Source organism: Chryseolinea serpens (assembly GCF_900129725.1).
Classification (GTDB): domain Bacteria; phylum Bacteroidota; class Bacteroidia; order Cytophagales; family Cyclobacteriaceae; genus Chryseolinea; species Chryseolinea serpens.
The window spans coordinates 26683-50894 of the sequence record NZ_FQWQ01000004.1; the positions used below are offsets into that span (position 1 = coordinate 26683).

Genomic DNA, 24212 nt, shown 5'->3' on the forward strand with positions numbered 1-24212 from the left:
AACAGAAACACGGCATGCACAGAAGAATAGCCGTTCCGTTATTCGTCCGGCACGCAATTTCCAACAGGCTTCCATTCCGGTAAGACTTCATCTTCCTTCAGCATGACCAATGTCGTTGGCAATTTCACATCCCATTCGACCATACATTTTTCTTCGCCTGGTGCAAAGTTTCGTTCATTGATTTCGTTGATGATCGACACATATTGTTCACTGAACATATCGGGCATGGCCTTTCCCATCCACACTTCACCGGTTTCCTGAAAATGCGCCACTGGCGCTTCAAATCCCGGTCGAACAGGCACAACCACTCTGGCCGCCCCGGCCTTTAAAAATTCTTCAAACTTTGGATTGATGTCCTGGATCAAAATCAATTCCCCCCATCTTGCCGGTTGGCTCCAGAAATAGGGATAATACACATACATCATGTTTTCCCATTCGAAAGCCCGTTCAAAGAAACTGACCATGGCGCCCCATTTGTTGTTGTATTTGGGATCGGGAGGGATCTTTAGCGGATCGGGCGAAGGGACAAAGGCTTTTCCGTATTGCTCGCTGAGGATGAGAAAAATAAATGCTTTTTTTAACTCCTCTCTTTCGATAGAAGGGTTGTGCGCATAATTCTGCGCCGCCATCAACTGTGCACGGATCGCTGCCTGCAGTTTGTTCAGCCTGTCTTCATATTCGGCTAATTGTTTTCGATAGCCTTCCATAATGGCAGCAAAGGTTTTCAGTTGCCATTTGGCAAGGGCCGTATCGTTCTGGCTTATGATTCCAACGGCTACGTTATGACCTTTCATGCCACCGGCGTTGAAGGTGATGGGAATGTCGCCGGTTTCGTTGTTCATTTTAAAGCTTTGGCTCAAGACGTTCATCGCGAAATGATAACCTTCGCCGATGTTGATTTCGGCACCGTCGTTGTTTTGGAAAATAGCGCCGGTCTCGTCTCTCCAGTTGGTACTTTGAAAATATCCTTTGATGGCTTTATAGCCGGGAGGAATGGTGATCTTTTCGGATTTGAACACCATGTTTCCCGGTCCCGCAGAAGGCCAGGCCATCGTCGTGGCAAAGGGCAATGGCGGCGGTTCTACGGCGCCGGCAACACCATACAGCGCGACAAGGCTCATGTAATTGCTATTGGTCAGGTCTTGTGGCTCCAGGGCCTTGTAGCGCAACGAACCGGTTCCGCCAATGGCGATAATTCCACCGGCATTTGACGTGGTAAGGATCGCAGGTTTTTCCGGCTTCACCAGGTTGAGGCTCTCCGGCTGTTCAGCTTTTTTGAGTGTATCAAGCAGAAAGGCTGCCGGTTCCGGAATCGTGACATCGTACAGCAACCGCTTACCGTAATTCAGGATCCGGGTCTTGTACCACTTGTCGACCCATTGATAAATGCCTCTGACTTTTCGGTTGCCTTTTGAATTGTCAAATTCATGGGAAGTTTTTTCGGTGTAAATTTTTTTCTCCACCTGTATCCGCACTTCTTTTACTTTTTGCGTCAGACTGGTCACCGCTTTATCGGTTACGCTGCGGGCATAATTCGATTTGTTGTTCTCCACCAGCTTCCCATAGTCCGTTGTGGTCGTTTGTTCCTTGGTGGAGGTGGTTTGTTTGCTGATTTCATTCTGACTCTCGGTAACCATCTCGTTGCGTTCGGTAGACTGCAGGTCCCTTTCTTCAAAGCTGATGGACTCCTTTTCCTGGATCGTGGTGACTTCGGTAGATTCCGTTCGCTTGGTTTGCCGCCCGTACTTTTCTCCTTCCAGGATGTTTTCGATATGCGAAATTTCGCTGGGTTCGTATTTTATCAATTCCTGCTTCACAACTTGCAGGTTGCCGATGCCCAAGGGCTTCGTCACGGCCGCGCTAAGCTCAGTCAGGGGTTGCAGTTCGGTGACCTTGTTGAATGCCAAAGGTTGTGCTGCAAAAAGGTTGACACCAACCCGGTACAATTTCGCCGGCTGTGGGAAAAGGACCGGTTGTATTTGGGCAGACAATTCCTGGATCCTTTTATCGATAAAGTTGACGGCAACCGGTATATCGGTCTCCGCGGCCTGAATATTCAATTTTGTAAGAGCAGATCGAACATCGCTGTGCAAATTCCCGAAGGCTCTTTCGCTGATGGTGATCCTGGAAAGCAAATCCGGTGCAACGGCATAGCGTGCCGAAATTGTTTCTGCGTGTGTGCCGGGGTGCGGTTCGTTTCCGGCCCTCCGAACGGTTGCGCCGTCCCTGAATTCAATGTCCTGCGCTGGCAATGTGGCCAATGAATTGCGACTTCTTTCAAGATTCTGGATCTCCTGGTAGAGACTTTTAATGGTTTCTGCCGGGTTGTTGTCCGGCGGCACAGGCGGTGTATCTTTCCTTGGCTTTTTGGGTGGCAATAAAGATTCAGACACGAGAACAGGCCGCAAGAGCAGCTTTCTTAGAGGGGCAGAGTCACCATCGTCAGCGCTGGACAAGAATTCAACCAAGGCGATGGCCTGACGCTGGGCTACCAGGTCGGCGGCATCCGCACGATCAAAGTCCGAAAACAATTTGAACGCTGCAATGACGTCATTCAGCAATTGCTGGTCTCCCTGGAATCCCTCCGATTGAACCAGCTTACGCGGGCTCTTATCAAAAATGGTTTCAACAAGCCCTTTTGCTTTTTTGGTATTAAGGTCTTTCCCCGATTTGACCTGGCGGTAAAAGCTCCTGTACTGACTGGCAAGCTGGACAGGAAATTCACCCGAAGCAGGAAAACGGCCTTCCAAAAAATCTTCGGCTACTTGTTTCATTCGCTCACCAGCATCCGGCGAAGCATGCAAATCGCGGAGGGTATTTTGCAAATCAGAGTTGTTGCTGATGTCTATTGCATCGTCTTCATTTTGCGGTGCAGGAAACGCCTGTTCAATGTAACGGAATAGTTCCACCATAAATTAATGTTTTTAGTGTTGTTATAAATGCGTTGAACACCTTTGTAGGTAATGATACTGCAGTTGGAGTGTAGTTTAAATTTTACAAAGACGTTCCCGGCTACTATCCAGTCCTAGATCACAGAACGCAAGGCCACCCCCGATCACCTTGCCATGGAGGTATTGTTATTTGGAGTTATTAATATACTGAGTATTTCACGATTAATTAAGTGGAAGAGGGCCAAATTAGGTTTGAAGTAAAGACGATACCCATTATCAGGTAGGGAAAGAATAAAGCCTTATCCTTCGTCTTTAGTAAAGTATTGCCTGAATTTAACCTTGTAGAGGCCATGTAGAGGTTTAAAATGCCGATGTTTTTGAAAGGCTATGATATATTTGTCCTGTAAAACAAAAAGCATCACAGTATGAACGAACTATTGGAGGGCGTCCTAAAGGGACTGATGAGCCGCTATAAAGAAAGGGTGCCGGATGTGTCGGCTGTGATGGCCGCCATGAAGAAGGAGGGTGTGATCCAAAACGACCAGGAAATTGAAAACGATCACATCGCGTTTCGCAGCTTGGGTGTGCCTCACCTGGGCATTCAGTCGTTGGAGAAGGTGTTCCTTCACCTGGGCTACACGAAGCGAGACTATTACTTTTTTCCGGAGAAGAAATTGAACGCCTATTGGTATGCGCCACCCGCGGAAAAATTCCCGCGCATTTTTGTCAGCGAATTGCGTGTCGGCGATTTGTCGCCGGCTTCACAGGAACTGATCCATAAATATACCGGTACGTTGAACAGCGACCCGGTGGACAGCCTCGACCTGAACGATGCGGGAAAGGTGGATGCGTTCTTGCACAGTCACTTCTGGAGCATCCCTACGCTGCAGGATTATCTCGCGTTGCACAAGGAGAGTGAGTATGCCGCTTGGGTAATGTACAACAAATACTACCTCAACCACTTCACCATCAGTGTTCATTCCCTGAAGGCGGGCTACAATACCATCCAGGAATTTAATGCCTTCCTGGAGCGCAATGGTTTTGTACTCAATGATTCGGGTGGAAAATATAAAGAGAGCCCCGACGGTTTATTGTTGCAAAGCTCAACGGTAGCCAAGATGATTGAAGCGGAGTTTGCCAACGGCGAGAAACACACCATCTCCGGATCGTATGTTGAATTCGCCGAACGGCGAGTGCTTCCCCAGTTTCGCAGCCTGCCGCCTCAGGAGATCGGTCGCCAACATCGGCGCGAGGGCTTCGAGGCTCAAAATGCAAACCGGATCTTTGAGAGCACCTACTCCTCTCAAACGACCAAGCTCAGCTAAGTTTTTATTTCATTTTTTAATTCAAGACAAACATGACAAAGTCCATGGAAGGGCAGCGTGCGTTCGATTTTAAAGATCACGATCGCGGCGTGTCAACCGGAACGCAGTGGCTGGAGAGCAAAGGAGCGTCTATCGCTTCGTATTCTCCGGTGGATGGAAACTATATCGGAACCGTTACCGCGACAGACAAAGACACCTACGAGAAGGTGATCGAAAAAGCGACGACGGCCTTCCAGGAATGGAGACAGTGGCCGGCGCCACGGCGCGGAGAAATTGTGCGGCAATTGGGTGATGCGTTCCGGGCAAACAAAACCGAACTTGGAAAACTGGTATCGTACGAAATGGGCAAGAGCCTGCAGGAAGGACTGGGTGAGGTGCAGGAGATCATAGACATTTGTGATTTTGCCGTGGGACTATCACGCCAGCTCTATGGCTTGACGATGCCTAGTGAGCGGCCTTTGCATCGCTTATATGAACAATATCATCCCTTGGGTGTGGTCGGGGTCATCTCCGCGTTCAACTTCCCCGTGGCGGTGTGGAGTTGGAATAGCATGCTGGCGTGGGTGTGTGGCGATGTATGTGTGTGGAAGCCTTCGGAAAAAACGCCGATGTGTGCGGTCGCTTGTCAATCGATCGTGGCCGGGGTGTTTAAAGAAAACAACGTGCCGGAAGGTGTGAGCTGCCTGGTGATGGGTGGGAGGGACGTGGGAGGGTGGTTGAGCGAAGATCGCCGCATCCCATTGATCTCCGCGACAGGTTCCACTGCTATGGGACGGGCCGTGGGCGTAGCCGTGGCAAAGCGCATGGGACGAAGCTTGCTGGAGTTGGGTGGAAACAACGCCATGATCATCTCAGAAAAAGCGGATCTGAACATGGCCTTGATGGCCTCGGTGTTTGGGGCTGTGGGCACGGCCGGTCAGCGCTGCACGACGACACGCCGCCTCATCGTGCACGAAGCGATCTACGAATCGATGAAACAAAAGTTGGTGAAGGCCTATGGACAACTTCGCATCGGCGATCCATTGGATAAGAGCAATCATCTGGGACCATTGATCGACAAAGCTGCAGTCGGAGATTACCTGGCGGCAATCGATCAATGCAAGCGTGAGGGAGGCACATTCCTGGTGGAAGGTGGCGTGCTGGAGGGAGTGGGCTATGAAAGTGGTTGCTACGTGAGACCCTGCATTGCCGAAGTGCGGAATCACTATGCCGTGGTGCAGCATGAAACCTTTGCGCCCATCCTTTACATCATGAAATACAAGACCGTGGAGGAAGCGATCCATATGCAAAACGACGTGCCACAGGGACTGTCATCAGCCATGATGACACTCGATTTGCGTGAGGCGGAGTTGTTCTTGTCATCGGCGGGAAGCGACTGTGGTATTGCCAACGTGAACGCCGGCACGTCGGGTGCCGAAATCGGGGGTGCTTTTGGCGGTGAAAAGGAAACCGGTGGCGGGCGTGAGAGTGGAAGCGATGCCTGGAAAGTCTACATGCGTCGCCAAACCAACACCATCAACTACGCCACCAACCTGCCGATGGCGCAAGGCATTACGTTTGACTTGGAAATGGAGGGCGTGACAACCGAAGGATCAGTATTATAGATTATTCAAAAAGCCCCCCAGGTTTTCCTCATGTTCCATGTTGAGTTTCTTCCGAAGACGATAGCGCGCCATCTCCACCGATTTCACGGAGATGTTATTGATGGAGGCGATGTCTTTGATGGAAAGATTTAGCCTGATCTGACCGCACAATCGTTTTTCGTTGTCGGTCAGGTCGGGAAAGCGATTGGTCAGCTTGAAGAGGAAGTCCTTGTATTCAGCTTCCATGTTCAGGTGAAAGGCCTCCGCGTCTTTGTTGGTGCCTTGTACCTGCGAGAAATGATCGATGATCTTCGTGATCCGGGTCGACGATTCAGAGGGAGAGCGCAGGTTCAGCTGTTTCAATTCGTCGAGGAAGGAGCGGATCAGTTCGTTGCGTTGCGACAAATGGATAGCCGCATTGGTGAACTCTGAATTTTTGAAATCCAGGTTTGCCTGTAAGGCTTCTTTTTCCAGGTTGGCGCGCTCCAGGTCGTTTTGAGCCAATTGCTTTTGGGCTTCCGACAACAAGTACTCCTTTTCAAACGCTTCTTTCTCCAGCGATGCGCGGGCAAGTTCCTTTTGCGTGAGCGCTTGTTGCGCTTCGAGGATCAGCCGTTCTTTCTTTTGGGTGGTCACCTGTTTGTTGTACAACAACACGCCAATGATGGTGATCAGCAAAATGGCACCGGCTAAGGCGTCGCGCTGCAAGACTTTTAATTTGTTTTCACTTTCCAGTAGTTTTATTTCCTGTTCCTTCTGTTGCGTTTGATGCACCATCAGGGCGTTGGTGAGGTTGTTGCTTTTTTCCAGGGAGATCACTTCATCTTTCAGCTTCATGTATTGCGAGAGAAACTGAAAAGCGTTCTGATAATCGTTTTTGGCCAGGTATACCTTGGTGCTGAACTCATAGTTGTCGATCAGCTTCTCCTTTCGTGCGTTGGCTTTGGAGGTGGTGATGATGGTCCGGGCTTTCGTTAAATAATACTCGGCGCTGTCGAGCTTGTGCATTTGATAGTACGTGTTCCCCAACTGGTTGAGATTTTCGCCCTGCTTCAGCACGTTGCCCAGTTGTATGGAAAGCCGGTAGCCTTCCTTCAGCGATGTGAGGCCTTCGCGATAAAGACCCTGGGCGGTTTGCATCATCCCGATGTTGTTGAGACTTGCCGAGATGCGTTCCGGCTGGTTCAGTGTGCGGCTGAGGGTTAACGACTCTTTGAAATATTTCAGCGCGAGGCTATAGTTTTTTAGTTGACTGTAGTCAAGACCAATGGCATTGGTAGTCCATACCACATCCTCCTTGCTTCCTTTTTTTCGATACGCCGCTAAAAGCCTTTGGTGGAAGTCGAGGGCCTTCTCGGTTTGACCGGCATCATAATACACCCAGCCCAGCACCCCGTTGGCAAGCAATTGTCCTTGTTCGTCGTGGAGCTTCTGGTAGTCGGCCAGAGCTTCGTAGGCAAAGACCAGCGCTTTGTCGTAGAGGTCCTGTTCGAGATAGATCATGGCCAGCGTTTGTTTCGACCGTGCCTCCAGCAAGAGATTTTTGTTTTCCAGCGAAAGCTGTAACGCCTGGTTGCCGTAAGTGGCGGAGAGAAGTAATGAATCTTTATAAAAGTCAGCCGCGGCCAGGTAGGCTTCAATACGTTTCTCAACGGTCATCGATGCCAGGCTGGCAGCATCGTCCCAAGGGTGTTGAAGCGATTGGGCGTGGCCCGCGAGGGAGTGAAGAGACAAGGCGAGGATGCAGAGAAATAGAGGGCGCTTCATCGGCTGCTAAGGTAAGAATATTTAACATGTGGAGGGCACCCGCAAGGCCAGCGCGCTGCATCGCATGAGATAAGACATCAACTGCTTTTTTCCACAACCATGATTTTCTTCAGCCATAACGTCAAGGGCTTTCTAAAAAAATACAAAGAGCAAAGCAATAAAAAGATAAAGAGCGCGGCATACTCATTCGCCGAGAGATGTGAAAGCAGCCACAGCATGGTGATCAGGATGAAAGGGATGACATAGACCGGCACCCGGATGCCCGACTCACCTGTGGCCAACCGCTCATTTTTCTTGAGCTTCCAAAGGGAAAGTACCACAGCAAAATAAGTGATGAGGTTGGCCGAGCTGGAAAGAATGGCCAACCCTTTGAAGCTGCCGGACAATGAAAGAACAAAGGCCAGAAAGGAATAGGCGATGATGGAGATATAAGGCGTCCGGAACCGTGGGTGAATAGCCGACAGGATGTCTGGAATGAGTTTGTCTTTTGAAGAGGCGAACAAGAATCGCGGCATCGCCAGGATGTCGCCGCTGATCGCGCCAAGGATAGCCATGGCGGTGGCCACCACAATAAGCGTGGGACCTACACTTCCAAAAATAACGGTCGCGACCTTCACAAGCGGCGCTTCCTTGTAAAGCGAAAGGTCGGCCCCTAAGATGCCTTGTGCTAGAACCTGGATCCCAAGATAAATAAGAATGACGATGGCAATTCCCGAAAGCAACCCCAGCGGCACCGAACGTTTGGGGTTCTTGATTTCACCTCCCGTGGTCAACGCCGCTTCTCCACCCACAAAGGCGAAGAACAGGATGAGGCAGGCTTCTCCCAAATGATTGAATTCGAAGTTATCCCACAGCTTCAGATTTCCGGCATCGATCTTCGGCCAGCCAAAGAACAGCAGCAAGGCAATGGGCAAGAGCTTGGCCAGCGTGAGGGCCGAGATCACTTTAGCGCCATACTTCACACCGCGCACATTGATCCACGCCAGCCCACCAAACACCAGTAGAAAAAAGAGCAGCCGGCCAAAGAGGGTATCCATTTCGGGAACATAGAGCACAATCATTTCAAACAGCGCGTTAGCAATGGCGGCGTCACTGATCATCCCAAACCCGAACCAATATAAGTTGCTGGTCAGAAAACCCACGTAGGGACCAAACGCACTCTCCACATATTTATAGATCCCGCCACTGGTCGACGTCTGGCTTCCCACTTCAGCGAAACACATCATGATCATGAAGATGAGCGCGCCGCAAATCAAGTAGGCCACCGTGCTGGCATACCCCAGTTTCTCGGCCACCAGGGCCGGCAACGCAAAGATGCCCGCGCCCACGGTCAAATTAACAACGCTGGCCGCGAGGCTCTTGATGCCGATGGCCCGGTTTAAACCTTCTCCTGATGATTCCATTGCCCTGTATAGATATTGAGCAATATAGGGTCGGCCTCAGGAATACCGTCCGTGTCTCACCTCTACAACAACTCTACCGTTGTGCAATTAACCGTTTTGATCCGACCGTGAGCGTGTTGATAAACGGGGTTGGAAAAGCGAGGTGCCGGGCGAGACTCTATAATATAGAGACGCTGCAAACGATGTCTTGTATAAAAGACCCAGGGTTCAAACCCGTTTTCATTTTTTGCGGTTTGCGATGCATGTGTGTCGCTGGTGTGGGTTGAGTGGTGCGTTCAGGAAAGTTGATTTTCAAATGAAATGGGCCGCTTTCGGGACTATCGTGTCCTTTGTAGAGTTCATGTAGAGGTCTAAAATTTCAGTTTTGGCTGACCTATGGGATACTTTCGTCTATCCCTTTGCGGGGAATCGGACCTCACCAAACATCTATTAACCCCATACGAGTATGAAGACAGGTTTACAATTTTGGAGAAAAATGCTGTTGCTGCATTTGCTCATTTCGAGTACGCTGATCACCGTTTATGGCCAGGGTCGCAAAGTGACCGGAACCGTTGCGGACGCTATTTCCGGAGAAGCCATGCCGGGCGTGAATCTAGTCATTAAAGGCACCACCAATGGCACGACAACCGATGCCAACGGCGCTTTTTCGATCATGCTGAAAGACGAAGACAATGCGTTGATTGTGTCCTTCATTGGCTACAAAACACAAGAAGTCGCCTTGTCGCCTGGGCAAACCACGTTGGGTATTAAGCTGGAAGCCGATGTCACGGCGTTACAGGAGGTGGTGGTTGTCGGGTTTGGCACACAACAGAAGAGTCACCTCACCGGCGCTGTGGCCTCGACCAACATGGATAACTTCATTAAAGTGCCCACGGGTGATGCACTCAACGCGCTGCAAGGACAAGTGGCCGGCGTGAGTGTTGCCAACGCCACGGGGGCTCCGGGCGCTGCGCCGGTCGTGCAGATCCGAGGACTGGGCACCATCAATGGAAGTTCGCCACTCTATGTCATCGATGGCATTCCCAGCGAACCTTCATACCTCAACCCCGCGGAGATCGAAAGTATCTCGGTGTTGAAGGATGCATCGGCCGCCACCATCTATGGTGCGCGCGGATCGAACGGGGTTATTCTCATCACCACGAAACGCGGCAAGTCGGGCAAGCCACAGATCACCATCAACTCTTTTGTAGCGGCCAACGATGTCAATCTCAATGGCGTGGAGGCCGTCAACAAGGCACAGAAGAATGCCATCATGCAAAATGCCTACAACAATGCAGGGCTGACACCCCCCACCTGGGCGATGGACAATTCCCAGTTTGCCGATACGCGGTGGGCCGATGCCTATTTCAAAACCGGATTCGAACAAAAGCACGACCTGAGCATCGCCGGCGGCACCGACGATGTGACCTATAGTTTTGCCGGCGGCTATTATTCAAACAATGGCACGGTGATCAACACCGGGTTGAATCGCTACAACTCCCGGCTGAACCTGGATTTTAAAAATCTGTTGCACGATCATTTGAAGTTCAATCTCGGCGTTTCGTTTGTCCGCAAAGATCTGAAGAATTTTTCCGAAGCGCTGGGCCAGGGCAACGCCGACTTTTCTCCGATCATGTCGCTCTACACCGCCCTTCCGCACAAAGAAATTTATGACCCCACCAGCCCCAACGGCTTTGCCGGACAGGATCCTCTGCTGGGTGTTGTGGGTGCGGGCAATCCCGTCGGCTCGCAGACCTTGCAGAACAACAAGAACCAGGACGACTATATACAATTGAATTGGGGTGCCGACCTGAAGCTCTTGCCCTGGCTCACTTACCAATTTAAACTGGGGGTGAACTCCGAGAACACCTACAACGACACCTTCTTGCCGGCCTACAACTTTGGACCGGGTGCTACCGTGGAGACGCCGCGCACGTGGCAGGAACGTGGCAGAACAAACTCCTCCATCTTCAACAACCTGCTGAACATCAAAAAAGAATTTAATGATCACAGCATCGCCGTGCTGTTGGGACAGTCGAGCGAACGGTACGCCACACGCTCCGTGGGGGGATCCAACCTGGAACAGCCCTCGTCGCTGGTGCCTGCGCTGGATGCGGGCATTGGTACGCGGAATGCTTATGGCGGAATTGTCGAGAACAGATTGCTGTCGTTCTTTGGTCGCGCCTCCTACAGCTATGCCAACAAGTATTTTCTGGAAGGCAGTGTGCGCAAAGACGGCTCGACGCGTTTTGGTCCCGCAAACCGTTGGGGAACATTCTATGCGGTTTCGGGCGGATGGGCCATTCATCGCGAACGGTTTTTCAATATCGATTTCATCAGCGAGCTGAAACCCCGCTTCAGCTATGGCGTGGTGGGTAACCAGAGCATTGGTGACTACAAGTATCAATCGTTGATCACGGTGGGGAGCAGCGATCCCGACTATCCCAGCGCCGTGAACTATCCGTTCGGCACATCGCGGCCCCAAACCGTGGCCACGGGTGCATCGGCGTTGGGCATTGGCACGCCCGATATCAAGTGGGAGCAAACCACTACCAGCAACATCGGTTTGGATTTGGGATTGGTGGAGAACAAATTGACGTTTACCATCGACTACTATCAATCGAAAACAGAAGGCATGCTGGTGGAACGCCGTCCCCCAGGATCGGCCGGCATTCAGAAAGCACCCACAACCAACGCGGGGAACCTGGAGAACAAAGGTCTTGAAGTGACCGCCACCTACAGAAACGAGGCAGGCGCTTTCAAGTACAGCATCAGCGGCAACGTGGGCACATCCAAAAACAAGGTCACCCGGCTGGGCTATGAAGGACAAGAGTTTATCGATGGCTATGTCGAGTATAACAACTATGCCACCACACGCACGGCCGTGGGCACGCAGGTGGGAGAGTTCTACCTGAAGGAAGTGGCCGGCATTTTTCAGACCCAGCAAGAGGTTGATGCCTATAAAGGCAAAGATGGCGAACTGCTGCAACCCAACGCCGCTCCCGGCGATTTCAAATTTGTTGACATCAACAACGACGGCGTGATCAATGACAAAGACAAACGCTCCTTTGGAAGCGGGTTGCCCAAAGCATCGTTTGGGTTGACCTTCAATGCAAGCTGGAAGAATTTTGATTTCACCCTCATGTTCAACGGCACGGCGGGCAACAAAATGTACAACGCCTTCAAAATGGAAATGTATCGCCTGAATGCATCACCCGATCTGTTGAATTCGTGGACACCCTCCAACACCTCGAGTGATATTCCCCGGTTGAACTACACCGACCCCAACAGCAACTATACTACAGCGTCTAACTATTTCCTGGAGAACGCCTCGTATGTTCGGTTGAGAAATCTTCAGATCGGCTACACGCTTCCGGTACAACTGGCGGAGAGCATCGGTCTCACCAGGCTGCGTGTTTTTGCGGGTGGCTATAATTTGTTCACCATCACAAACTATACAGGCTTTGATCCGGGCCTTTCCAACACGGGAAAATTCTCGCGCGGTGTGGACAAGGGATTTTATCCTATCTCACGCTCGCTTGTGGCAGGCATCACCATCGGTCTTTAATTCAAAACTACAGCAGACTATGAAAACAAAATATACTCTCGCGATGCTGGCGATCCTGTTCATGGCTTCGTCGTGCAGCGACTACCTGGAAGTTCCCAACAAAGGAAATTTGACAAACGATTCGTTCTGGCAAACCGAACAACACGTGCAGCAAGGGCTCACCGCCGCCTACTCGGCGTTGGCCAGTTGGGACGGAAGCAAATGGACGTTTTTTGAAGAAGTATTTCTCGGCATGGTGATCCGCACAGACGAGGTCAGCAACAACGCCAGCTCTGGCTACGCCGGCAAACTCGCGTCGTTCACCAACACAGCCGACGAGACCACCGCATCAAACAACTGGCTCACCCGCTATGCCGGCATTGCCCGCGCAAACCAGGTGATCCAAAACACACCAAACGTGCCCGGACTCACCGATGAACTGAAGAAAGCCTACATCGGCGAAGCGAAGTTCCTGCGCGCCCTCAACTATTTCTACCTGGTGTGCAGTTTTGAGAAGGTTCCGATGGTGACGGTGTTCGAAACGGATTTCGAAAAACTCATTCCATCACAGGCAGCGACCAGCGAGATCTGGGCGCTGATTGAATCCGACCTGAAAGAGGCCGAAGCCACCGTGCCCGCCACACAAGCCGAAGCGTGGACCGGTCGCGCCACCAAATGGTCGGCGAAAGCGCTGCTGGGGAAAGCCTATTTGTTCCAGGAGAAATGGAGTGACGCCGCTGCTAAATTTAAGGAAGTGGTAGAGCAAGGACCCTACAGCCTGCTGCCAAACTATGCCGACAATTTCAATGGTGTGGGAGAAAACGGAGTGGAGTCGGTGTTCGAAATTCAATTCTCCGGCGATCGCAACGGCGGTGTGGACAAACGTCAACCCATCAATTGGGAGATCACTCCGGCGGCGTTGGATGGCTGGGAGTTGTTCTCTGCGTCGGACTGGATCCTGGACGAAATGAAAACGGATCTCACCGCGGGCAATGCCTACAGCGACCGCGTATATGAGTCACTTTTCTTTGATGATCCCAATTCCACCATCCGGCGCCCCACCGAAACCGACCCGATTCCTTATGCCGATGTGAAAGGCTCGCTCACGTTTCCGCAATACTTTAAGAAGTACAATGCGTGGACCGACAAGCAAGGCGACTATGTGGGCACCAACGTGTCGCTCATTCGCTATGCCGATGTGTTGTTGATGTACGCCGAAGCCCTCAATGAAAACGGCAATACCGCCGATGCCATCGATGCGATCAACACCGTGAGAGCCCGCGCGAACGCTAAACCCCTTGACAACACCTTCACCAAGGAGACGCTCCGCACACAGATCCGCCACCACGAGCGCCCCTGTGAATTGTCGATGGAGTATGGCATTCGCTGGATGGATTTGTACCGGTGGAGCAAAGGCAGCACGGCAACGGAGAGTATGAAAACGACACTCACCACCCACGGAAAAGTATTCGCCGGCAACTTTGTGGAGGGCAAACATGAGATCAGCCCCATACCGGCTTCCGAGATTTCTTTAAACAAAAACCTGGTTCAAAACGATAAATGGTAAGCCGGTTCCCTTATCCGGTAGATTGGTAGAAGTGATCACCCTCGCAAGAGGGTGACTTTTTTATAATCGCATGCGAACATCCACGATAAACGACCATGAAAACCTACTCCACCCACGAGATTGCCGCCTTTGTGCTGAAAAATTTTGGGATACAAACCGAAGTCCGGCCTTTGCCTGGTGAGCTCGATTTTAATTTTTTTCTCCAGGCGCCCGACGGCCGGTCTTTCATTTTGAAGATCGCCAATGCCCGGGAGAAACGCGGATGCCTTGAACTGCAGAACGCCGTGATGCACCATCTCGCCCTCAAAGATGTGGGCCTGCAAGTTTCGGCGGTGGTGAAGGCCATCAACGGAAACGACATCGTTGAAATGGCCGATGGCTCATCCCAACCCCGCATGACCAGGCTGCTGACATGGGTGGACGGACGACCGTGGGCAACCGTGGTTCCCCATAGCGCCGCTTTGCTTGAACAACTGGGTGCAATGTGTGGAAAGCTTTGCCAGGCGTTGTCTGACTTCGATCATGCCGAAGCGCACCGCTTCATGAAGTGGGATCCGTCGCAGGCCGCGTGGATCAAACCGCATCTCCATCTCGCCACGGGCGAGCGCGGGGAATGGGTTCACTATTTCTACACGCTATTCGAACAGCGCGTGGTGCCGATGCTGCCGGCGTTGCGCATGAGCGTGAACTACAACGACGCCAATGACTATAACGTGCTGGTGAGCAACGATCCTTCGAATCCGCGGGTGCCGGGTGTCATCGACTTTGGTGACGTGGTGTATACCCACACGGTGAATGAACTGGCCATTGCCATTGCCTATGCCGCGATGGGCAAGAACGATCCGCTGGAGACGGCGTGTCATGTCGTGAAAGGTTTCAACGATGTCTATCCGCTGACGGACGAAGAACTTTCGGTCATCTTTCCGCTGGTGGCGGCGCGATTGCTCATCAGCGTGACGTGCGCTGCATTGAATCGTGTGGAGCATCCTGATAATGGGTACCTGCAAATCAGCGACAAACCTGCGTGGGACCTGCTTGAAAAACTCCGCGCCATCTCACCGGAGTTGGCGCACTATGCTTTCAGGGATGTCTGTCACAAGGAGGCCTGCACAAAGCATGAGAAGTTTGTTCACTGGGCATCCTCGCACTACAAGGCGATGAACTTCCCGGTGAAGAACGGAAAGAAGGTGCTGTGGCTCGACCTGGGTGTTGGCAGCCTGGACGTGGGCAATTCGCAAAACCTGCACGACAGCGATCTGCTCGACAAACAAGTCCGCACCTTAATGGGCGACGCGGACGCATCGCTGGCCATTGGCCGCTACGATGAAGCCCGCGCATTCTACACGACCGATGCCTTTGCCACAACTGGAAATGATTCCCAAACATGGCGGACCGTGCATATGGGCATGGATTTCTTCACCCAGCAACCCGCTGAAGTCTTTGCCGTGTGCGACGGAACGGTTCATAGCTTTGCCAACAACGCAGCGGATCGCGACTATGGTCCCACGATCATACTGGAGCACAGTGTGGCCGATGATCTCGTGTTCTACACGCTATACGGACACCTGTCAACAGACTCGTTGACGACGATGACGGTCGGAAAAGTAGTCCGCAGAGGCGATGTGATCGGTCACGTCGGGGGCCGTCACGAAAATGGGAACTGGCCCACGCACCTGCACTTTCAAATCGTGCTCGACATGCTAGGGAAGCAGGGCGACTTTCCTGGCGTGGCCTATGCACCTCAACGATCCCTTTGGAAAAGTATTTGTCCCGATCCGTGGCTCCTGCTCACGGGCAAAGCGTCGGATGTTCCGGCGAGGCTGGGTGCGCAAGCTATTGTAGACTACCGCAAAGAACACCTCGGCAAGAACATGAGCATTTCCTACCGTGAGCCGATCAAGATGGTGAGCGGCAGCGGCGTGCACTTGCTGGACGACACAGGTCGACGCTACCTGGACACGGTGAACAACGTGGCCCATGTGGGACACGAACATCCCCGCGTGGTGCGCGCCGGCCAGCGACAAATGGCCGTGCTCAACACCAACACGCGCTACCTGCACGACAACATCGTGAAGTTTGTGGAAGCCATGCTGGAGACCATGCCACCCCAGCTCGACGTGGCCTTCATTGTGAACTCCGGCAGCGAAGCCAACGAATTGGGGATGCGACTCGCCCGGAACTACACGGGGCAAAAAGATATGATCGTTTCCGAAGTCGGCTATCATGGCAACACCGGAGGCTGCATCGAGATCAGCTCGTATAAATTTGACGGCGCGGGAGGAAAGGGCGCGGCACCCCATGTTCACGTCGTGCCCATTCCCGATGTGTATCGCGGTCTGTACCGGGCCAACGATCCACACGCGGGGAGCAAATATGCCGGCCATGTGAAGCAAGCCATAGCGAACATGCAAGCACAAGGGCGGAATCCCGCCGCCTTCATTTTTGAATCCGTCATCAGTTGTGGTGGACAAGTAGAGCTTCCGGAAAACTTTTTGAAACAAGCCTATCAGCATGTGCGCGACGCCGGCGGCGTTTGCCTGGCCGACGAAGTGCAGACCGGTTGTGGCAGAGCCGGTGATCATTTCTGGGCCTTCCAGCAGCACGATGTTGTTCCCGACATTGTGACCATCGGCAAGCCCATTGGCAACGGCCATCCGCTCGCCGTGGTGGTGACGACACAGGCCATTGCCAACGCGTTCAAAAACGGAATGGAATATTTCAACACCTTTGGAGGCAACCCGGTGTCGTGTGCCATTGGGTTGGAAGTGTTAAAGGTGATCCGGGAAGAAGGGCTTCAACAAAATGCAAAGACCGTCGGAAATTATCTCAAGGCGGGACTTCGAAACCTGATGGACCAGTTCCCCGTCGTGGGCGATGTGCGCGGCCCGGGGTTGTTCATCGGTTTTGAGTTGGTGAAGGATCGTGTGACCAAAATGCCGGCGACGGAACAGGCAGCGTATTTCGCCAACCGCATGCGCGACAAAGGTATTTTGATGAGCACCGACGGCCCTTTCAACAACGTTCTGAAAATTAAGCCGCCCCTTGTATTTTCTTCTGCCAACGCCGATTTTCTACTCGATGCCATTGCCAGCGTGCTTCGGGAAGATGTTATGCGTGTTCAATAATCCTTAAACGAAATCATGACAAAATTTTACGTACGCGTGGCGCAGATCATACTGTGCACGATTTGTTTTGCTTCATTCTCCCCGGCGTTTGCACAGCGCGATCCGTGGCAGGATCACACCGTATTCAGAATAAACAAAGAGGAACCCCACGCCACGTTTTTTTCTTACGACAATGTGGCGCAAGCGGTAGGGGATGAAAAGGAGAAATCTTCCTGGTATCAGTCGTTAAATGGATTGTGGAAATTCAATTTTGCAAAACGACCCGCCGACCGGCCCGAGGGGTTTTACAAAGAGGCATTTGACGTGACCGCCTGGGACAACATTAAAGTTCCTGCCAATTGGGAAGTGGAAGGCTACGACCATCCGATCTATCTCGATGAAAAATATCCCTTCGATACGCATTGGCCCGACGCTCCACAAGACTACAACCCCGTGGGCTCGTATCGAAGAACGTTCGAGCTTCGCGACGCATGGCAGGGGAGGGAAGTGTTTCTTCACTTAGGGGCTGTGAACTCTGCGGTGTACGTCTGGATCAACGGAATGCAAGTGGGCTACTCCGAGGATTCGAAGACGCCTGCGGAATTCGACATCACCCGATATCTGAAGACCGGAACAAATACCGTGGCGCTCCAGGTTTTTCGCTGGAGCGACGGCAGCTACCTGGAAGCCCAGGACATGCTGAAAGTTTCGGGCATCGAGCGTGATGTCTATCTGTATGCTACACCGAAAATAAAAGTGTCTGATTTCTTTGTGAAGGCGGGCCTGGATGAAGCTTATCAACATGGCAAGCTGCTGCTGAACATGCAACTCAGAAACCTGACCACAAAAACTTTCAAAGGCGTTGTTGAAGTTTCTTTGCTCGACGATAAAGACAATTTAAAAACGGTTTAGAATACAGAGCAATCCCTGCAAATCGTTCCGGGCAAGCCCTTGTCGATCTCCCTTCCCCAAACCATTCCCCATCCACGAAAGTGGACCGCGGAGACCCCCGAGCTCTATACGATCGTGATGGTGTTAAAAGGCGCCGACAAGAAGATTGTGGAAGTGGTTTCCGACAAAATCGGTTTTAGGACGGTGCAGATAAAGAATGCGCAATTGTTGGTCAACGGCAAAGCCATCAAGGTCAAAGGCGTGAATCGTCACGAGGCGCATGCCACGCAGGGGCACTATATCACAAAGGAAATTATGCTCCGCGATATTGAGCTTATGAAGGCGGCCAATATCAATGCAGTCCGCGGTTGTCATTATCCCAACAGTCCCGTGTGGTACGATCTCATGGACCAATATGGATTCTATGTGATCGACGAAGCAAACATCGAGAGCCAGCCACTGGCGTCGGAGGACAGTACCAAATTGGGCAACGAAATGAGCTGGCTCCCGGCACACCTGGACCGGACGCGCAACATGTTTGAGCGCGACAAGAATCATCCCTCGATCATCATCTGGTCGCTGGGCAACGAATCGGGCGACGGCCCGGTGTTCGACAGCACCTATCATTGGCTCCATCACCACGATAATACGCGTCCCGTGGCATATGAGCCGGCGAAGCTGCATTCGTACACCGATATTTTCTCGCCGATGTATGCCCGCATACCACAGATTGTGGAGTATGCAAAATCGAACCCTACGCGCCCACTCATCATGTGTGAATATGCGCATGTGATGGGAAACTCCGGCGGGAACCTGCAGGATTATTGGAATGAAATCGAAAGGTATCCTGTGTTGCAAGGTGGCTTCATCTGGGAGTGGTCCGACCAAGGCCTGCAATACACCAACAGCAAGGGCGTGAAGTACATGGCCTACGGTCATGACTACCATCCCGACCTTCCTACCGACGGTGCCTTCATCAATAAAGGATTGGTGAGCGGCCTGCGCGAACCGATCCCCCATTACTATGAAGTGAAGAAAGTGTACCAACCGGTTTCTTTCCAGGCCGTGAACGCCGCGGAAGGGGAATTTGAGATCCGGAACAAGTATGTTTTTTCAGACCTTAACAAGTTGAGTTTTCAGTGGCAACTGATGGCCGATGGCGTGGTGATCTCGAAAGGGTGGCTGAACAAGGTTGAGGCATTGCCTGGTGCCGGCACACGTATCAAAATTTCATGGTCGCCATACGCTCCATCGAATACGGTGGAATATATTCTCAAACTTAGCGCGCACATAAATTCGGACGTGCCGTTTTTGCCGGTTGGATTTGAAGTCGCATGGGAGCAGTTTGTTATGAACGAAAGACGCGTGGCATCGCCACTGCCCTTGGTCGCGAAACTAAAGACCGTGAAGACGAAGACGGACGTAGCCGTTTCGGGCGCGGACTTTTCTGTTACGTTCAATTTGAGCAGCGGAACGTTATCCGACTTCACCTTCAAAAACAAAAAGTTATTGAGAACTCCGCTCTATCCCCAATTCTGGCGCGCACCGACGGACAATGACCTGGGAAACAACATGCAAGTTTGGGCTGCGGTGTGGAAGGACGTCGGGAACAATGCAAAGCTCTCCAGCTGCCGGATCGAAAAGGAAACTGCGGACGAGGTGATCGTGTTGTCGAAATTTTATCTACCCACAGTGGAGTCGACCGTTGAAGTGCGCTACACGGTTCGGCCGCTCGCGGAGGTGCAAGTGGAGTATCATTTTCTCCCGGGATCAAAAGCATTGCCCGACTTGCCACGATTGGGTATGCAATTCACATTGCCACAGGAATTTCAATATATGGCCTGGTATGGCAGGGGGCCGCACGAATCATATGCCGATCGGAAAACCGGGGCGGCCGTGGGCGTGTACATGGGAATGTTGTGGGACCAGGTTTATTTGTATCCAAGACCCCAGGAAACCGGAAACAAAACCGACGTGCGTTGGATGACCCTGACCAACTTCGACGGGACGGGGTTGAAGTTGGTGGCCGGCGATCAATTGCTTTCGTCATCGGCGTGGCCCTTCAGCCAGGATGAACGTGATTTCAAGGCAGGCAAGGGCCAGTCGGCCTCGGGACTTGTGCCCAACGTGTCGAAGCATAGCGATGACGTGGTGCAGCGCAACTTTGTGACCTGGAACATCGACCTGTTGCAAATGGGCGTGGGTGGAGACAACTCGTGGGGCGCTCCCGTCCATGATGCTTACAGAATAAAGCCAGCCGAATATCGCTATGCGTTTGTTTTGAAAGGTGTTTCTGTCGAATGACTTATCGTAGTACCATGAATCGTAAAAAAATAGCCACCCGTTCGTACAAGGTAATGCTCGCAACAATATGGGCCTGGGTCCATGTAACCATCATACTGGGTCAAACAACATCGCAAGCGAATTTCTATTCTACCAAAGTAGTGTTTCAGGATAGCCTGGAAGTCTCCCTGTATTCACCCACGATGTTCCGCGTGCGCATTTCGCATCTGGAAGGAGCGAAGTTCCCAACGCAGTATGACATCCCGTTTGCGATTGGGAAGACGACGCCATGGAATGCAGTGCCATATACAACATCGGAAGACGGCAACACCTTCCGCATCAAAACCGGCAAGATCATCCTGCAGATTGCCAAACGCGGCTTGTCGTGGACCGTGTGGTCCGTTGATGGGAAAAGGAAAATTTATCCGTCCGACGGACCCGCCTACGGTATGTTCAAAGATGGCTACACTTTTTTTGACAATGCCAGCGCACTGAACGAAGCCAATAAAAACAGTCGGTTTGCGCATTGGTTCTACCATCCAGCCACACAACGCTATACCGATATTTATTTAGAAGAGGATGCCTTGGAAGATCTGTATTTCATCTTCGGCCCATCCTACGAAGAAATTTATGCACAGTACAACACGCTTGTTGGCCCCGAGCCCTTACTGCCCCGCAAGGGCTACGGGTTTTTCCAAACCCAGCACCTTGCCTGCGACGGAACGCAACAACAGCTGCTGGACGTGGCGCGACAGTTCCGGGAAAAGAATATTCCCCTCGACAATTTGATCATCGATTTTGAATGGGGCGACGGCTGCGATGGCCGGAAGGAAACCACCTGGGGCAAATCGCTGGCCTGGGCCCCGAACTACACAACACCCTTCACGCCGGAAGAGATGATCCGTAAGCTGAAAGACCTTCACATCGCTGTGATGCTGATCCATCACAGCGCACCGGATTTCAAAAACCGGAAGCATCAGGGCTGGACCGAAACGGTGTATGATGAAGCGATATGGAACAGCGCCTACAAACAAAAGCTGGACATGGGCATTGTGGGCACATGGCAGGACACGCGCATCAACGACATCACCGACAGCTACATCTGGAACCTCACCGGGCAACATCAGCCGGGCAAACGCGTGATGTTCCTGGGGTGTCGCAAAACCGTGGCCCTGAACCCCTGGGACTTCCGCTACAGCGTGGCCCCCACCGAAAACATGATCGGTGCCCGTCGCTATCCCTTTCACTGGACGGAAGATGCCTCGTCGTCCTGGAATGAATTGCGATTTCAACTGAAGGCTACCAACAACACGTTTGGTCCCCTGAGTGGCTACACCTACTTGAGTTCGGATGGCGTGGCCGCGAGTTGGCGCGCCCAGGCACGGTGGAATCAGTTCACCGCGCTGAGCGCAGTGGCGCGCTCGCACAATCCAAAACCCTGGTCGGGCGACATCGACGTGTTCGACTTCACGAACAAGATCCGCATCACCGGGAGAGACACGATCACAGCCGTGAAGAAGATAGAGAAAACGCAAACCCAGACGGCCGAAGCAAGCATCCGGAAATATCTGCAACTGCGCTACCGGTTGCTGCCGTACATTTATTCGTACGCGCACATAACCTATCAAACCGGCATGCCCATCGTGCGCCCGATGTTGCTGGCCTTCCCGAACGACTACATTTGTTCGTCGGATGCGTGGCCCTATCAATACATGTTGGGAAATGAATTACTGGTGGCGCCCGTCTACGGCGACTTCAAGACCATGGAGATCTATCTTCCACAAGGCTACGACTGGATCGACTACAACACCCACGAAGTTTTCCGCAACGGCGGCGTCATCACCTATAACGTCGACGACATCCACACGCTGCCCCTCTTCATCCGAAGCGGTGCCATCATCCCGACACGACAAGCAACCGAATGGATCGACCCCGCCGTGCCCGATCAAATCACCTTCGAAATTTTCCCGACCGACACACTGTCGTCGTTTACGCTGTATGAAGACGACGGGGTATCGACAAAATATCAACAAGGCGAAGTAGCCAGGACCGTGGTCACGTGCGAACGAAACAAGACAAGCGGCAAGACTGCCGTGAGAATAGGCGCCGTGGAAGGCCACTACGCCGGTAGTAGTAGTGCGGCGAGAATCTATTCCATCACATGGAACGGCATACTAAACCAGCCGAAAGTTTTTTATCGGGGAAAGGCCATACCCGAAGAGGGCAAAAAACCTATGGCGAAAACACCGGTCACCTGGACTCGCAATAAGACCGGGGACGCACTGATCATTCAACTTATGAAGCGGGCAGAGGAAGAACTTGAAGTAGTGATAGAGTAACTCCGTCGTCTCCGTGGACGCTTATTTCACTCGCTTGCCTCGGGTTTGTTGCTTTTCTTTTTGCAGTAAGATCAAAGCCAGCACGATCATCCAGACCAGGAATACACCAATGTTGATTCGCTCCCAGACACCAATGAACGGCGTAGGCTGATTTGTTGCGATATGGGGTGCATCCAGGAAAGTAAGGGTGCCGAAGATAAGCAGAACAACAAATGTCACAACAGAGTAAACACGGAACGGCCGTCCAAAAGCCACCGCGGCAAACCCCAGGGCAAGCAAATAGAGGAGTTCGGTCACAGCCCCCAGGGCAATATGAACCGTATCGGAGACCGTGGAGCCGCCAGCGGCCAGTGTCTCGCGAAGGTGCATCGGGGCAAACGGCCAAATGACGCCCAACGCTCCATAGGCAATCATCAAGCCCCCCGCAATGCGCAGGCGCCGGTTTTCGCCGGCCGACTTCCAAACGCCCCAGGAAAAGGCAATCACGAGAAACGTATAGGGCGACGACACCAAGATCCAAAGCATTCGCGTTGGCGCGCCGACGGCCGAGAGCTCGCTCACGGTTTGAGAAGCGGAATCATAGTCTTCCCATTGCAGGGGCACAGCCATGGTTATCGCGGCGTAGAGCAGCGAAGAAAGAATGCCACAGATGAGCAGCGCTTTTCGCATCGTCTCGTGCTGAGAAGAATTTTTGCCGCGCGCTTGATTTTTTAAGGTGTTTGTAAATTCCATAAAGTGAAGTAAATGTAAGTCAGGTAAGGAGGAGATTTTAAGGGCTTTCTCAGCCGAAAAGATGATCATTATCAGACTTTTTCAGTGTCGGGCCGCAAGGTGTTGGGATTTATGACGAGGGGGTTTTGAGCCATGATTGCAGGCCCTGATGAACGAGACGGGTAGGGAGGTTTCGGTGAATTTCGGCCGGTGCCAGCGGGCTTGCAACGGATCCGAGCCGAACTTTAGGACAAAGGCCGCACGATAGGCATCCCGTTGGCCATTAAGCCTGCATCGTGCAATCGCTTGCAAGGATTTGAGTTTACATCCCGGGAATGACTTCCTGCTTTTTGTGACCAGGTAACCGGCGCGCGCCGGAAGAATTCATGGTCTCTTAGGCGTGCCTTACCGGCTGTTCCAGAACGAGAAAAATAGGGCTTCGACCTTTACCAATTTGAGAGCGTAGTGATGATATGTTGTGTGTATAAAAATACACAGTCGGTTTTTATTTTAAATTTTCGGCCGGGGGTAGATAAATATGGTAGTCTTTTATTATACCTTTGATATAAGTCTGTTGTAGCCCACCCTTCCCAATTTTTGACATCGACCCTAAACTCATTATCTGCGGATACTTATGAGGTTGGGAAAGTGTGTGCTCTGCAAACGGTTTTAAAGTGGTGTTGTGGCAACAGGTTGTGGCCACGGCATCAGTTTTGTTTCTCTAGACTTTACACTCAAAAAAATCTCTGATAGCCAGGAGGTAATACTGCTGAAGGGTATCGGACTAAATACCTCGTCTATGGCCAGAAGTTTTACGATTCT

The 24212-nt window shown here is 52.0% G+C and carries 12 protein-coding genes; 8 read left to right on the forward strand and 4 right to left on the reverse strand.

The genetic code is table 11. The annotated features are described in order from the left end of the window. Nucleotides 1-38 precede the first annotated feature (38 nt). Complete coding sequence (locus tag BUB30_RS24780) at nucleotides 39-2912, reverse strand: hypothetical protein (RefSeq protein ID WP_073139766.1); 2874 nt, start codon at nucleotides 2910-2912, stop codon at nucleotides 39-41. Nucleotides 2913-3316: 404 nt separating this feature from the next. Here BUB30_RS24780 and BUB30_RS24785 point away from each other — a divergent pair, with 404 nt between their 5' ends. Both BUB30_RS24785 and amaB read left to right on the forward strand, forming a co-directional pair. Next, nucleotides 3317-4216, forward strand: a complete 900-nt coding sequence (locus tag BUB30_RS24785; protein ID WP_073139769.1) for a DUF1338 domain-containing protein — start codon at nucleotides 3317-3319, stop codon at nucleotides 4214-4216. A gap of 32 nt (nucleotides 4217-4248) precedes the next feature. Continuing rightward, nucleotides 4249-5820: an L-piperidine-6-carboxylate dehydrogenase gene (amaB, locus tag BUB30_RS24790; protein WP_245804169.1), complete on the forward strand. Its 1572-nt coding sequence runs from the start codon at nucleotides 4249-4251 to the stop codon at nucleotides 5818-5820. Here amaB and BUB30_RS24795 read toward each other — a convergent pair. Continuing rightward, nucleotides 5815-7566: a tetratricopeptide repeat protein gene (locus tag BUB30_RS24795; RefSeq protein WP_084138380.1), complete on the reverse strand. Its 1752-nt coding sequence runs from the start codon at nucleotides 7564-7566 to the stop codon at nucleotides 5815-5817. The genes amaB and BUB30_RS24795 overlap by 6 nt on opposite strands. Before the next feature lie 77 nt (nucleotides 7567-7643). Further along, on the reverse strand, nucleotides 7644-8969 hold the full coding sequence (locus BUB30_RS24800) for an APC family permease (RefSeq protein ID WP_073139780.1): 1326 nt from the start codon (nucleotides 8967-8969) through the stop codon (nucleotides 7644-7646). Between the two features lie 445 nt (nucleotides 8970-9414). On the opposite strand from BUB30_RS24800, the gene BUB30_RS24805 reads away from it, so the two are divergent. The 6 genes from BUB30_RS24805 (at nucleotide 9415) to BUB30_RS24825 (ending at nucleotide 22679) form a co-directional block, all read left to right on the forward strand. Then, nucleotides 9415-12516, forward strand: a complete 3102-nt coding sequence (locus tag BUB30_RS24805) for a SusC/RagA family TonB-linked outer membrane protein (protein ID WP_084138381.1) — start codon at nucleotides 9415-9417, stop codon at nucleotides 12514-12516. 19 nt (nucleotides 12517-12535) lie between these two features. After that, nucleotides 12536-14062: a RagB/SusD family nutrient uptake outer membrane protein gene (locus tag BUB30_RS24810; RefSeq protein ID WP_073139785.1), complete on the forward strand. Its 1527-nt coding sequence runs from the start codon at nucleotides 12536-12538 to the stop codon at nucleotides 14060-14062. Between the two features lie 95 nt (nucleotides 14063-14157). Next, nucleotides 14158-17187, forward strand: a complete 3030-nt coding sequence (locus BUB30_RS24815; RefSeq protein ID WP_073139788.1) for an aminotransferase class III-fold pyridoxal phosphate-dependent enzyme — start codon at nucleotides 14158-14160, stop codon at nucleotides 17185-17187. 15 nt (nucleotides 17188-17202) lie between these two features. After that, nucleotides 17203-18078 (forward strand): sugar-binding domain-containing protein, encoded by an 876-nt coding sequence (locus BUB30_RS34680; protein ID WP_084138382.1) that lies wholly within the window; start codon nucleotides 17203-17205, stop codon nucleotides 18076-18078. Nucleotides 18079-18117: 39 nt separating this feature from the next. After that, complete coding sequence (locus tag BUB30_RS24820) at nucleotides 18118-20361, forward strand: glycoside hydrolase family 2 TIM barrel-domain containing protein (RefSeq protein ID WP_084138383.1); 2244 nt, start codon at nucleotides 18118-18120, stop codon at nucleotides 20359-20361. A 14-nt stretch (nucleotides 20362-20375) separates the two neighbouring features. Beyond that, nucleotides 20376-22679, forward strand: a complete 2304-nt coding sequence (locus tag BUB30_RS24825) for a TIM-barrel domain-containing protein (protein ID WP_178377192.1) — start codon at nucleotides 20376-20378, stop codon at nucleotides 22677-22679. A 21-nt stretch (nucleotides 22680-22700) separates the two neighbouring features. Here BUB30_RS24825 and BUB30_RS24830 read toward each other — a convergent pair whose 3' ends face one another. After that, the gene (locus BUB30_RS24830) at nucleotides 22701-23480 is read right to left on the reverse strand and encodes a DUF998 domain-containing protein (RefSeq protein ID WP_084138384.1); all 780 of its coding nucleotides are present in this window, start codon (nucleotides 23478-23480) and stop codon (nucleotides 22701-22703) included. Nucleotides 23481-24212 lie beyond the last annotated feature (732 nt).

Bases quoted from the DNA above. Each gene is read 5' to 3' on its own strand.
- BUB30_RS24780 (WP_073139766.1), bottom strand. From the start codon at position 2,912: ATGGTGGAACTATTCCGTTACATTGAACAGGCGTTTCCTGCACCGCAA.
- BUB30_RS24785 (WP_073139769.1), top strand. From the start codon at position 3,317: ATGAACGAACTATTGGAGGGCGTCCTAAAGGGACTGATGAGCCGCTAT.
- amaB (WP_245804169.1), top strand. From the start codon at position 4,249: ATGACAAAGTCCATGGAAGGGCAGCGTGCGTTCGATTTTAAAGATCAC.
- BUB30_RS24795 (WP_084138380.1), bottom strand. From the start codon at position 7,566: ATGAAGCGCCCTCTATTTCTCTGCATCCTCGCCTTGTCTCTTCACTCC.
- BUB30_RS24800 (WP_073139780.1), bottom strand. From the start codon at position 8,969: ATGGAATCATCAGGAGAAGGTTTAAACCGGGCCATCGGCATCAAGAGC.
- BUB30_RS24805 (WP_084138381.1), top strand. From the start codon at position 9,415: ATGAAGACAGGTTTACAATTTTGGAGAAAAATGCTGTTGCTGCATTTG.
- BUB30_RS24810 (WP_073139785.1), top strand. From the start codon at position 12,536: ATGAAAACAAAATATACTCTCGCGATGCTGGCGATCCTGTTCATGGCT.
- BUB30_RS24815 (WP_073139788.1), top strand. From the start codon at position 14,158: ATGAAAACCTACTCCACCCACGAGATTGCCGCCTTTGTGCTGAAAAAT.
- BUB30_RS34680 (WP_084138382.1), top strand. From the start codon at position 17,203: ATGACAAAATTTTACGTACGCGTGGCGCAGATCATACTGTGCACGATT.
- BUB30_RS24825 (WP_178377192.1), top strand. From the start codon at position 20,376: ATGAATCGTAAAAAAATAGCCACCCGTTCGTACAAGGTAATGCTCGCA.
- BUB30_RS24830 (WP_084138384.1), bottom strand. From the start codon at position 23,480: ATGATCATCTTTTCGGCTGAGAAAGCCCTTAAAATCTCCTCCTTACCT.